The 12,754-nt window shown below is 58.5% G+C and carries 12 protein-coding genes; 1 reads left to right on the forward strand and 11 read right to left on the reverse strand.

Annotated elements, in window-relative coordinates:
* The 4 genes from ACESMZ_RS17275 to ACESMZ_RS17290 all read right to left on the reverse strand — a co-directional run.
* Nucleotides 1-481: reverse transcriptase N-terminal domain-containing protein (locus ACESMZ_RS17275; protein ID WP_372973070.1), on the reverse strand; the 481-nt coding region annotated here is incomplete at its 3' end.
* Nucleotides 482-1,478: 997 nt separating this feature from the next.
* On the reverse strand, nucleotides 1,479-3,122 hold the full coding sequence (groL, locus tag ACESMZ_RS17280) for a chaperonin GroEL (protein WP_372957828.1): 1,644 nt from the start codon (nucleotides 3,120-3,122) through the stop codon (nucleotides 1,479-1,481).
* An 88-nt stretch (nucleotides 3,123-3,210) separates the two neighbouring features.
* Complete coding sequence (gene groES / locus ACESMZ_RS17285; protein ID WP_248234456.1) at nucleotides 3,211-3,501, reverse strand: co-chaperone GroES; 291 nt, start codon at nucleotides 3,499-3,501, stop codon at nucleotides 3,211-3,213.
* 161 nt (nucleotides 3,502-3,662) lie between these two features.
* Nucleotides 3,663-4,169, reverse strand: a complete 507-nt coding sequence (locus ACESMZ_RS17290) for an FxsA family protein (protein ID WP_372957829.1) — start codon at nucleotides 4,167-4,169, stop codon at nucleotides 3,663-3,665.
* 168 nt (nucleotides 4,170-4,337) lie between these two features.
* Here ACESMZ_RS17290 and ACESMZ_RS17295 point away from each other — a divergent pair, with 168 nt between their 5' ends.
* Nucleotides 4,338-4,646 (forward strand): MGMT family protein, encoded by a 309-nt coding sequence (locus tag ACESMZ_RS17295; RefSeq protein ID WP_372957830.1) that lies wholly within the window; start codon nucleotides 4,338-4,340, stop codon nucleotides 4,644-4,646.
* A gap of 129 nt (nucleotides 4,647-4,775) precedes the next feature.
* Here ACESMZ_RS17295 and ACESMZ_RS17300 read toward each other — a convergent pair whose 3' ends face one another.
* The 7 genes from ACESMZ_RS17300 to ACESMZ_RS17330 form a co-directional block, all read right to left on the reverse strand.
* Complete coding sequence (locus tag ACESMZ_RS17300; protein WP_411289452.1) at nucleotides 4,776-6,167, reverse strand: AmpG family muropeptide MFS transporter; 1,392 nt, start codon at nucleotides 6,165-6,167, stop codon at nucleotides 4,776-4,778.
* 13 nt (nucleotides 6,168-6,180) lie between these two features.
* Nucleotides 6,181-6,663, reverse strand: coding sequence for a YajQ family cyclic di-GMP-binding protein (locus ACESMZ_RS17305; protein ID WP_091849651.1), 483 nt, complete (start codon nucleotides 6,661-6,663; stop codon nucleotides 6,181-6,183).
* Nucleotides 6,664-7,210: 547 nt separating this feature from the next.
* Nucleotides 7,211-8,422 carry an argininosuccinate synthase gene (locus ACESMZ_RS17310; RefSeq protein ID WP_372957832.1) on the reverse strand — a complete coding sequence of 404 codons (1,212 nt, stop codon included), beginning with the start codon at nucleotides 8,420-8,422 and terminating at the stop codon, nucleotides 7,211-7,213.
* Between the two features lie 382 nt (nucleotides 8,423-8,804).
* The gene (gene fliS / locus ACESMZ_RS17315; RefSeq protein WP_372957833.1) at nucleotides 8,805-9,209 is read right to left on the reverse strand and encodes a flagellar export chaperone FliS; all 405 of its coding nucleotides are present in this window, start codon (nucleotides 9,207-9,209) and stop codon (nucleotides 8,805-8,807) included.
* 71 nt (nucleotides 9,210-9,280) lie between these two features.
* Complete coding sequence (gene fliD / locus ACESMZ_RS17320) at nucleotides 9,281-11,218, reverse strand: flagellar filament capping protein FliD (RefSeq protein ID WP_372957834.1); 1,938 nt, start codon at nucleotides 11,216-11,218, stop codon at nucleotides 9,281-9,283.
* Nucleotides 11,219-11,558: 340 nt separating this feature from the next.
* Entirely contained in the window at nucleotides 11,559-11,996 is a 438-nt protein-coding gene (locus ACESMZ_RS17325) for a flagellar protein FlaG (RefSeq protein ID WP_372973072.1), read from the reverse strand.
* Between the two features lie 73 nt (nucleotides 11,997-12,069).
* Nucleotides 12,070-12,754: flagellin (locus ACESMZ_RS17330; RefSeq protein ID WP_372973073.1), on the reverse strand; the 685-nt coding region annotated here is incomplete at its 5' end.

Genomic DNA, 12,754 nt, shown 5'->3' on the forward strand with positions numbered 1-12,754 from the left:
AACGATGAGGACGAAACCCATAGGAGTTGCGGTCAGCCGTAGTCTCCGACACCGGTTCCAATGCCAACAGGTATAGAGCCTGCATAGCACGATCCAGCATCGTTGGTATTCCTAGCGGCCGGCGTTTGCCATTCGACTTCGGAATATAGACTCGTTTGAGCGGCCGCGGCTTATAGCCTCGACGCTCCAACAGACCAATCGCTTCCCACTTACAGCTGGGAGTGCTCCAAGTTTGGCCATCGACACCCGGGGTTTTCCTGCCCCGGTTTTCTGTAACTCGCTTCACAGCGATTGCTTTTGCTGAGAAGGAGCGAACCAGCATCCGTTGCAGGGAGGAAACCCTGCGCCATTGCTGATTCTTAGCCGCCTTCGCGATTCGTACCTGTAGCCCACGCACCCTTCGATGACAGGTTTCCCAGTCAATCGAATGCCATCCATTGGCAAGGTGGGAGCACGCAGATACTTCTGTTGAAGTACACATCTTGCTGTCCTCCAGAGTTAACCCTCGGACGGCAGTGCGCACTCGCCCCTCGCGGGGTTAGTAAACACCCCACGAGGGATTCATTGTTTGGTCTGAGCCCTTGGGGATCAGACCTCTCTTGTTGGCTTTACAAGCCTTAACGCGATCAAAGACCAGTCAGAAGTCAGCACCGTTTCCGGCTAGGGCAAATCTCGAACCCCTATTCCAGCGATTACAGCCGGACATTCGCTTTTTCTGACCTCCTCTACCACGCATCCCCAACAGCTTCCCTTACGGTTGGCCTGCCTTGCGGCGGGAATACGGGCTTACCGAGTTCCAGATCTATCACACGGACGGGTTAGGTCCTGCCTATCCACCGGTGGCTGTGTGTCAGCGTACCCCCAGATGTAAAAGAGGTATCCAGCCACGCACCTTTTTGGTCAAAGCCTGACAGCAACTTTGGCTCTTTGCGGTTGACGGTGTTTATCAGCAGTTCACTTACGTTGACCATACCGACCAGCCTAGCGCCTCACCCGCATGTTGCTTGCAGGTTCTGAGACTGCCCTCACGGGCCGATCTCACCCTTTCGGGGGCTACATTGTCAGGAAGCTTCGCACAACACCGTTACCAGTGATGCACTATCCCTAGGCTACTGTTGGCTGAACAACAGGTCTCGCTGCCGACTCCAGATATGGAGTAGGTGAAACAATGACAGAAATGGCTTACGCCGGCAGGTGCCAGCATAGCTATTGATAACGCGATTACCCCGAGACTAGCGACTGTCGGGTAGACAGCAGCAGCTCTGAATATCCGCCTTCTTTTGGAAGGTGATATTGGCCTCACCAATACCGTTAACGACGTCTTCAATGAAGACGACCGTTACCCGGATCAAGAGAGACCCGGATAACGGGTTTTTCAATTGCTATTTTCTGCGGAGGTTGGGCGTACCCACCGAACCATGCGGTGGGTACTAGGGAGTAGTTCCGCCAGGCTAGCTACCTGCGCGACTCTCGTCGCACTACATCATGCCGCCCATGCCACCCATGCCGCCCATATCCGGCATACCGCCGCCGGCGCCTTCTTCCTGCGGCTCATCAGCAACCATCGCTTCGGTGGTGATGATGAGGGACGCTACGGAAGCAGCGGCCTGCAGCGCCGAGCGGGTCACCTTGGCCGGGTCCAGGATGCCCATCTCGAGCATGTCGCCGTACTCTTCAGTAGCAGCGTTGTACCCAAAGGCGCCTTCGCCGTCGCGAACCTTGGCCACGACTACGGAGGACTCACCACCGGCGTTGAACACGATCTGGCGCAGCGGCGCTTCCATGGCACGGCGCAGGATGTTAACGCCAGCCTTCTGCTCTTCGTTGATGGCATCAACCTTGTCCAGCGCAGCGATAGCGCGGATCAGGGTAACGCCACCCCCCGGTACGATGCCTTCTTCAACGGCAGCGCGGGTAGAGTGCAGCGCGTCTTCAACGCGGGCTTTCTTCTCCTTCATTTCCACTTCAGAACCGGCGCCTACCTTGATGACGGCAACACCACCAGCCAGCTTGGCAACACGCTCCTGCAGCTTTTCCTTGTCGTAGTCGGAAGAGCTGTCCTCGATCTGCTTGCGGATCTGCTCAACGCGGGCGTTGATGTCAGCCTCGGCGCCGGCGCCACCGATGATGGTGGTGTTTTCCTTGGTGACGTTGACACGCTTTGCGGTGCCCAGGTCATCCAGGGTGGTGTTCTCCAGGGTCAGGCCCACTTCTTCGGAGATCACGGTACCACCGGTCAGGATAGCGATATCCTGCAGCATTTCCTTGCGACGGTCACCGAAGCCAGGCGCCTTCACGGCGTTGACCTTCACGATGCCACGCATGTTGTTGACAACCAGGGTCGCCAGCGCTTCGCCTTCGATGTCCTCGGCGATGATCTGCAGCGGCTTGCCAGCCTTGGCGACGGCTTCCAGCACCGGCAGCAGTTCGCGGATGTTGGAGATCTTCTTGTCGACCAGCAGGATGTAGGGGTCTTCCAGCTCGGCAGACATGTTGTCCTGGTTGTTGATGAAGTACGGGCTCAGGAAGCCGCGGTCGAACTGCATACCTTCAACCACGTCCAGCTCGTCTTCCAGGCCACGGCCTTCCTCAACGGTGATAACACCTTCCTGACCCACTTTTTCCATGGCGTCAGCGATGATCTTGCCGATGGTCTCGTCACCGTTGGCAGAGATGGTACCAACCTGGGAGATGTTGTGGCTGGTATCGCAGGGCTTGGCCATTTCACGGATGGCCTTGACGGCTTCGGTAGTCGCCTTGTCGATACCGCGCTTGAGGTCCATCGGGTTCATGCCGGCAGTAACGGCCTTGATGCCCTCGTTAACAATGGCCTGGGCCAGTACGGTCGCGGTGGTAGTACCGTCACCGGCGGTATCGTTGGCCTGGGAAGCAACTTCCTTGACCATCTGCGCGCCCATGTTCTCGAACTTGTCTTTCAGTTCGATTTCCTTGGCCACGGACACGCCATCCTTGGTCACAGTCGGAGCACCGAAGGACTTGTCCAGAACCACGTTACGGCCTTTCGGGCCGAGGGTTACCTTGACGGCGTCTGCGAGTACGTTGACGCCTGCAACCATGCGCTTGCGTGCGCTGTCACCGAATTTGACTTCTTTAGCTGCCATAGTTCTCTATTCCTGTTCGATTAAGCCAATCGTCTGAAGTGTTCAGCAAACAATCGGATTGAATGCGTTATCCGGGTTGCGGCAGGCCTCAGCCTTCAAGCACTCCGTAAATTTCGTTCTCGCTCATGATCAGCAGTTCTTCACCGTCGATCTTGACGGTGTTACCGGCGTACTGGCCGAAGACCACTGTGTCACCTGCCTTGACCGCCAGCGCGCGGGTTTCGCCGTTGTCGAGAATCCGGCCGTTACCGACAGCCACTACCTCGCCCTGAGACGGCTTTTCCTTGGCATTGCCGGGCAGCACGATACCACCGGCAGTTTTCTCTTCTTCTTCCTTACGGCGTACGACAACACGGTCGTGAAGCGGACGAATTTTCATTCTCGGTTTCTCCAGTGTCAGACTGTCTTTGACAATGACGTTGCGTTAAAAGCCGGGGCAGTTAACCCTCTGTTTTGCAGATGATTATCTGCCCGCAGCGAACTTGTGTGACCTTAATGGGGGTCACCGGATGGTTTTCAACACCCCCGGCAAAAAAATTTTCACTTTTTTTCGATGCGATCGTGGTCCCGCTCGGTTTCGTCGCGGTATTCCCCCTCGATCGGGTCTTCACCATCCGGGCGGCGACCAAACGGTCCCTGACCACCAAACGGATCGGCGCCGCCGGAAGAGAAAAAGAAGCTGCTGCTCTGGCCCCGCACCACCATGCGCTTCATGGCCTGGTGGACGAACCAATGACGTGTGCCCGGGATCAGGCAGAGGAAGCCGACGGTGTCCGTAATAAAACCCGGTGTCAGTAGCAAGGCACCACCCACGGCGAGAATCAGGCCCTCTGCCACTTCCCTTGCCGGCAGCTCGCCACTGTTCAGGCGCTGATTTGCCCGGGTCAGTGTGGCCAGCCCCTGCTGCTTGAGCAGGGCCGCGCCGATCACCGCGGTCAGCAAAACCAGACCGATGGTCGGCAGCACACCAATCATCGTGCCCACCTGGATCAACACCGCCATTTCCGCAATGGGCATAACGATGAAAAGAAAGACAAATACTGGCAATCGATGCCTCCCGGGGCTTCCCCCACTGTGAGTTTATGGCCAGCAACAACCCTGACTGGCTCTGCGGTGCCATTCCTGGATCCGGACCCTTGCCCTAGCCCGGACATCTGGCTTCCATTACCATCTGGGCAAAGTTGGAAACTTCAAGTTCAGGCAGACCGTTACCTTATGGAACCTACACGGGAACAGAGGATCTGGCAGGTGGTCTTGGCGATTCCACCAGGCCATGTGGCCAGCTACGGCCAGGTGGCAGACATGGCCGGTCTGGGGCGACAGGCGCGATTTGTCGGCAAGGCACTGGGCAAGCTCCCGGCCGGGCATTCCGTGCCCTGGTTCCGGGTGATCCGCAATACCGGTCAGATTGCCTTTCCGGAAGGTTCCGAGGCCTTTGAAAGGCAAAGATCCCTGCTGGAAGAGGAAGGCGTGGAAGTCGTGAATGGCCGGATTTCCATGAGCCGGTTTCGCTGGCGCCCTTGACGGCCCCTCTACAGGCTACAGGCGCCCTTCGACAGGCTCAGGGCTAACGGTTATGGAGTGTGGACCTCCGCTCGCCCTGAGCTTGTCGAAGGGCGCCTGTCGAAGGGCCGTGTATTGTGCAGTAACAAATCATTCACTCCCGGAAACAGAAGGCTCCTTGACCGGGGCCCGCTCATCCAGCCGCTGGCCGTTTTTCATCATGTACATGGACAACAGGATTGCAGGCACACCCATGGCACCCGCCACCAGGAAGAACTCCGCGTAGCCGAAATCAGCGACGACAATACCCGAGAAGCCCCCCAGGAACTTGCCGGGCAGCGTCATCAGGGAACTGAACAGCGCATACTGCGTGGCTGTGAAGGACGCGCTGGTCATACTGGAAAGCCAGGCAATCAACGCCACATTGGCGATTCCGCCACTGAGGTTGTCCGCACTGACCACCACGGCCAGGGTCACAATATCGGGCGGCATCTGGGCAAGCCAGACAAACAGCAGGTTGGTGGCTGCTGTCAGCACCGCCCCCAACACCAGGATTTTCCGTACGCCGTAGCGCACCACCATCACACCACCGGCCATCGACCCGGCAATGGTCATGAAGAAGCCAAACACCTTGGTGACATCCGCTACCTGGGTTTTCGAGAAGCCCATGAAATTGAGGTAAAACGGATTGGCCATCACCCCCATGGCGATATCGGAGATGCGATAGACCGCGACGGTCAGCAGGATCAGCAGCGCCAGTTCGCGATAGCGCCGGAAAAAGTCGAGAAACGGACCCGCCACCGCCGCCGAGAACCAGCCCACCAACTTTGCCAGCCCGAGGGGTAAATGGGCTCTCCGCTCGGCTTCCGCCTGGACCCGGTGGGCGATATCGGCGGCCGCCTCAAAATGGTTGACCACCGGTTCCCGGACGATCAGGACCGTGACCATCCCCACGCCCACCAGCAGCGCCATCACCTGATAGGAAACGGTCCAGGACCAGAACTCCGCCAGGTACAACGCGCCCGCGCCGGCCACCAGCAAAGCCAGCCGGTATCCGAAGATATAGGTGGATGCCAGCGCCGCTTGCAGGCGCTCCGGGGCGATTTCAATACGGTAGGCATCGATCGCCACGTCCTGAGTGGCGGAGGAGAAGGCCACCAGCAAACCGAACAGGGCCATCATTTCCGGTGCGACCACCGGGTCTACGGTGGCCATCAGGACCAGCCCCGAGGCAATGCCGGCCTGGGCGAGAAAGATCCAGCTGCGGCGCTTGCCCAGCAACCGGTCCAGCACAGGCAGGCGCAGGCGATCCACCACCGGCGCCCAGAAGACCTTGATGGAATAGGTAATGCCCAGCCAGCTGAAGAAGCCGATGGTGGCGGTTTCTACCCCCACATCCGCCAGCCGTGCGTTCAGCGTGGAAAACACCAGCAAGAACGGCAGGCCGGCGGAGAACCCCAGAAACAACAGGGCAATGACCTGCCAGCGGGTGAAGGTATAGACGGTTTCCCTCAGCCAGACGGAATCAACACGGGGAAAGATGGCGAAGCTCCGGTCAGTCGCGGAAGTTGTTGAACTGCAATGGCAGCTCCAGGTCCGAGTCCCTCAGCATGGCAATCACTTCCTGCAGGTCGTCCCGCTTCTTGCCGGTTACCCGGACCTTGTCACCCTGAATGCTGGCCTGGACCTTCATCTTGGCGTCCTTGATCATCTTGACGATCTTCTTGCCCTGATCGGTCTCGATGCCCTGGCGGAGCTTCAGGTGCTTCTTGACCAGCTTGCCAGCCTTGCTTTCACCGTCGTCGTCGATGGCGCGGGTATCAATGTTCCGCTTGGCAAAGGCCATACGCAGCATGTCCATCAGCTGCTCCAGCTGGAACTCCTGCTCCGCGCTGATGGTGATGGTCTGGTCATCCAGCTCGATATCCGCCTCCACATTCTTGAAATCCCAGCGGTTGCCCAGCTCCCGTTTGGCCTGGTCCACCGCGTTGGTGACTTCGTGCATGTCGATTTCGGAAACGATATCAAAGGAAGGCATGGTGATTTCTCCTGAAAAGAACCGCCCTTCAGTCAGGGCTCACGAATGGCCGATAGCATAGCGGCAAACGCCTGCCACATCGACCCCGCAGGGCGTGATTACACAAGCGTAAACTCAGGAGACAGGGACCGGAAACACGCGGTAACACACGAAAACACAAGCTCAACAGACTTCAGACGGGCGGGAACTTATTCTGGACACGTGGATCAGGGGAATCAGGCAGTATCTCCTGGCAGTATCCACCCCCAACGGCGGGGGATCCGGGCAGTACCTCCGCCGGCATTTTGGGACATCGTTGTGTTGTTTCAGGCAGTTTCGAACTTTCCTTGTTTGTTGTTCTCAGGCCGGCTCCGTATGGGGTTGGCCTTTTTTCGTTTTGTTTGCTCTCGAATCCACGGCCCTTCGACGAGCTCAGGGCGAACGGCTATGGAGTCCACGACCGATCGCCCTGAGCTTGTCGAAGGGCTATGGAGGCCACGACCGATCGTCCTGAGCTCGTCGAAGGGGGCTAGTCGAAGGGCCGTGGATCAGCTGATCTAATAAGCCGTTAAAGCTTCCGGCCCTTGCCCGCAGCAATCCTCAACCGCAGGGCGTTCAGCTTGATAAAGCCTTCCGCGTCCTTCTGGTTGTAGGCGCCTTCGTCTTCCTCGAAGGTGGCGATCTTCTCGTCGAACAGGGAGTCTTCAGACTTGCGGCCCACCACATCCACGTTGCCCTTGTAGAGTTTCAGGCGAACGGTGCCGTTGACGTACTCCTGGGTCTTGTCGATCAGCGCCTGCAGGGCTTCCCGCTCCGGTGACCACCAGTAGCCGTTGTAGATCACCTCGGCATAGCGCGGCATGATGCTGTCCTTCAGGTGGGCAACCTCACGGTCCAGGGTGATGGACTCAATGGCACGGTGAGCCCGCAGCATGATGGTGCCGCCAGGGGTTTCGTAGCAGCCACGGGACTTCATACCCACGTAGCGGTTCTCGACGATGTCGATACGGCCGATGCCGTTGTCGCCGCCGACCTTGTTCAGATGCTCCAGTACTTCGTGGGGCCGCATGGCCTGACCGTCGATGGCGACGATATCGCCTTTCTCGTAGGTCACTTCAATGTAGGTAGGCTGGTCCGGGGCGGCTTCCGGTGAAACGCTCCAGCGCCACATATCTTCCTCGGCTTCCGCCCAGGGGTCTTCCAGGTTGATGCCTTCGTAGGAGATGTGCAGCAGGTTGGCATCCATGGAGTAAGGGCTCTTGCCCTTCTTCTTCTCCACGGGAATGTTGCGCTCATCGCAGTAGGCCATCAGCTTCTCGCGGGAGTTCAGGTCCCACTCACGCCAGGGAGCAATCACCTTCACTCCCGGCTTCAGCGCATAGGCGCCCAACTCGAAACGCACCTGGTCGTTGCCCTTGCCAGTGGCGCCGTGGGAGATGGCGTCAGCGCCGGTCTCGTTGGCAATCTCGATCAGGCGGCGGGCGATCAGCGGGCGGGCAATGGAGGTACCCAGCAGGTACTCGCCTTCATAGATGGTATTGGCGCGGAACATGGGGAACACGTAGTCCCGTACATATTCCTCGCGCAGGTCCTCGATGTAGATTTCCTTCACGCCCAGGGCCTTGGCCTTCTCACGGGCCGGCTCAACTTCCTCGCCCTGGCCGATGTCAGCGGTAAAGGTCACCACCTCACAGTTATAGGTGTCCTGCAGCCAACGGACGATCACGGATGTATCCAGACCACCGGAATAGGCCAGCACCACCTTTTTGATATCAGACATGCCCTTGCTCCTGCGAATCACGAAAACGAAAAAACGAGGCCTGGCCCCGTCTTCTGACTCTGAAAAGAAGGCGGATATTGTACGGGAGTGCGGGGGGAATGGCTATTGGGCGGGATTGCCAGGAAAGCCCCGCCCTTCGACAAGCTCAGGGCGAACGGCCATGAAATATGGGCCCGTTCGCCCTGAGCTTGTCGAAGGGTGCCTGTCGAAGCGCGCCTGTCGACGACATCTTGTCGAAACGCCATGAACCCTATCGCCGCCGCTCACCCTGAGCCTGTCGAAGGGCGCTTATCGAAGGCCTATGAACTCTATCGCCGCCCGCCCTGAGCTTGTCGAAGGGAGCTTGTCGAAGGGCCGTGGACTCCGTGGCAAAAACCGAAACTCAGCCTACGGCCTGTGCCTGCTTGCTGGTCACTTCTTCACGAATACCATCCCACCCTTCCTTTACAGAACGCAGCAGGTTGGCCACTTCGTCCAGCTTGGCCAGGTCGTTCTTCGCGCTGGCTTCAAGCAGGCTGCGCTCCATGTAGTCATAGAGAGCCTCCAGCCTCAGGGCCAGCTCGCCGCCCTTCTCGAAGTCCAGGAAGCTGCGCAGTCCGCCGACGATCTCGATAGCCTTGTTGATCAGCTGGGCCTTGGCGCCGTAGTCCTTCTGCTGGATCTTCGCCTTGGCCATGTTGATGCGCTCCAGTGCCCCGTTGTACAGCAGCTGGATCAGCTTGTGGGGATCCGCATCGGTGATGCTGGTCTGGGTGTTTACGCGCTGATAGGCCTGCAAACCGTTCATAATTAACCTCTCGTATTCACCGGTTCTCCGATGCTTCGTCTGCTATGGCCGGGACCAGTTGGCCCGGACCACTAACCGTTGTTGTTGCCACCACCAGGATTCAACCCGGCCAGTTGCTGTGTCAGGTATTCCTGGGTCTGGTTGAGCTGTCCAACCAGAGAGTCGGCAGCGCTGAACTGCTTGATAAGTCGCTCCTGGTAGGACTCGATGCGAAGCTCCAGCTTCTCCCGTTCCTGCGCGAAACGCTCCATGTCACGGTTAAGGCTGCTGGTACGGGAGTCCAGGGCGCCGTTGACTCCGAGGATATCGGTGATGGTGCTGACGGTACGCTCGCTGACACCCTCAATAAACCTCACTGAGCCCCGGCTACCGGTCTCTCCGCCGGTAATCCGCACCTGCAGGCCGGCGGCACCACCGCCGGCGTCGTTACCCAGGTACAGTACTTGTCCGTCGCCCTTGGCCAGCTGACCGTTGATGGTGCCCTGCACGTCCAGCCCGGCGTTACCGGTCTGGGTGGTCAGGTCACTTACGCCCTCCAGCCCTGTGAGACTGACGTTCGACTCACTGCCATAACGGTTGGACGTAAAGGTGAGGTTACCCGCACCGTCCAGGTCCACCTGCACGGAACGGCCGGCAGCCTCCAGGGCCGGATTCTTGCCCAACCGCTCCTGCAGGGCATCACGCAGCTCTGCGGCGGTATAGGTGCCTTCCGCCAGTGAAAAGGTGGCGTTGGTTTCACCATCAACACGGAAGCTGAATTCATTGTCCGCGCCCACGGTGATATCGCCGGCCCCACTGAGGTCATAGCTAAGGCTGCCGCGGGTAGCCGCCTGGGTTACATTGATATCGTAGTCACCGGGCTGTGTGTTGGAGCCACTGCGAACAAACTCCACCTGCGGGTCTGTCGCCCTGCCCTGCTCCGCGAACAGTGCTGTGACATCGTCCGGGTTTTCCCGCAACTGCTGCTGGAACTTCTGGCTGTCAAACTGCAGGTTACCGGTCTGCCAGTCGGTGCTGATGCCCACGTCGGCGAGGCTGCGCACATTGGCGCCTTCCAGGCCGGGAATCACATCACTCAAAACCCGCTTGAGCTGGTTCTGGATATTGCGCACGGTGGAATCACCGGTCAGGATGCTCGCCTGCTGCTCGTCCACATCGTAGTTAGTCAGCTCACTGATGGTATCCTGCAGGGCATTGAACTTGTCGACAAATTCCTGGACCCGCTCGGCGACCGCCTGGGTGTCCTGGGCCACCTTGACGGTGGACTTGCCCTCACCGGTGATATCGAAAGTGACCCCGTCCACCACGTCATCGATGGTGTTACTGCCCTTGGTGACCGGAATGCCGTTGATGGTCAGTTCCGCGTCCTGGGCCGGCGTGGTCTCTTCCGCACCGGCGACAAAATTGGCCAGGTCGCTGCCCTCGGCCGCGTCGGTGCTCATATTGATCTGGTTGGCGGTGCCGGTCTCATCGGAACCCAGCACCAGGCGGTAACCGTCGCCGGTATTGATGATACTGGCAGAGACGCCGGCGTCGGCATCATTGATGGCGTTGGCCAGACCCTGCAGGGTGTCATTGCTGTCATCAATGGTGATATTGGTGGTCTTGTCGCCCACTGACAGAGCCAGGGTGCCGGCCCCGACACTGGTGGAGTCCCGATCCGGCATATCGGCAAACGCCAGGGCATGGGCCTCGGCCATCTGCGTCACATCGAGGTTGTAAGTGCCCCGACTGGCCTTACTGGCGTCCACGCTGGCAGACACATTGCCGCCGGAGGACTCCGCCGTGAACGACTTCATCGCATCGGCGGAACCCAGCTGGCGCATGGGCAGGCGCATTTCGGTAACGGCACTGCGAAGCTGGCCATAGGCGGACAGCTTCGCTTCCGTCATTTCCGTTTTCTGGTCCAGCCGCTGCTCTTTCGGCTTACGCTCCGCAGCCACCAACTGGTCCACCAGGTCCTGATTCAGAACCCCGGAGCCAATCCCCAACGATGAAATACTTGCCATAACACTGCCTCCTCAAGGGGGCGAAAATCGCTACTGTTCAGTTTATCGGCAGTAAGCGGCAAAACTTTGCCTCTTTTGTGGAAATTCCGATGCCGATTTGTAACAGCGTGTAACCAACCCGTTTTTACAGCAACGGAACTTACGGCCCTTCGACAGCCTCCCTTCGACAAGCTCAGGGCCAACGGCTATGGTGTTCACGGCCGCTCGCCCTGAGCCTGTCGAAGGGCCATGGACTCCGTAGCCATAAATCTTTGCCCTTAACGCAGAACACCGCCGGACCCTCTCAGGTGCGGCGGTGCTGGATAACCGTTGTTGCCATCAGGCCAGAAGCGGCAAGCTTCTACACCTTGATGTTCAACAACGTCAGCGGTTCGTTCTGCTGCAAGTTCTCTGCCAACCTCATGGCAACCTCATCCGGAATCTGGCGGATGACCTCTTTAGTCTCCTGGTCCACCACCTTCACGATGGTCTGACCCGCGTCATTATCCACCTCGAACTGCAGGTCACGCTGAACGTTCTGTACGAAGTCGTTCAGCTGGGTAACGGCCTCACCCAGTTGCTCTCTCTGATCCTCACTGCGGGCCTGAAGCCTTTCGGCTTTGGAAGGCTCGCTAGACTGCTCGGCGGAGCGGGCTTGCGCCGTACGGCCTGCGGATGACGATGCCAGGTCGGAGGCATTCCTGCCTTCGGCCTGAGATGACGACAGTGCCTTCACCGGCGCCTGGTCGCTGGCGCGCACCAGCTTCAGGTTCGGGTTGTTCAGGTTAACGTCATTCATAGCTTTACCTCGCTATCCTCAAACGGCGTTAAGCCGGAACCCGACGGTTCCGGCTTGTACCGCTATGCCCCGATTACTGCAGGAGGGACAGAACCTGCTGCGGCCGGGCGTTGGCCTGGGCCAGGACGGAGATACCGGCCTGCTGCAGTACCTGGGACTTGGACAGGTTCGCGGTTTCTGCTGCGAAGTCAGCGTCCACAATCCGGCTGTTAGACGCGCTCAGATTCTCAACCGAGGTATTCAGGTTCGTGATAGTGGATTCGAAGCGGTTCTGAACCGCACCGAGGTCCGAGCGGAAATTGTTTACCTGGTCAATGGCGAAATCGATTGCGACCAAAGCTTCATCCGCACCTTCGCGAGTACTTATATCCAGACTGTTCAGTGAAACGTCTGCATTTTCCGCGGTTGACGTATCAAGACTAACATTGACTTCATTTGTGTCGTCAGAATTGATGTCCGTCGTCATTGAGACCTGAAAATTTTCGCCTTTGGCAGAGGCAAATACAATCTCATTGCCATCCGAGTTCAGGAACGCTGAGACACCTGTATCTTTAGTAGCTCCGTTGATCTGGGCGACAACATCCTGGAGGCCGCTAGCGTCAGTGACTGAGATTTCTTCGCCTGCTACTTCGAGTTCGAAGGATACGGTATCGCCATTCTCGAACTTATCGGCGAGAGTCAGGTCTTCGGCGGCATCCAGTTCCGCTGCCTGAACCAGGGAGGCGCCGTCATTGCCAGTGAACTGGATGTTGGAGATG

This window comes from Marinobacter sp., assembly GCF_041690615.1.
Taxonomy (GTDB): Bacteria; Pseudomonadota; Gammaproteobacteria; order Pseudomonadales; family Oleiphilaceae; genus Marinobacter.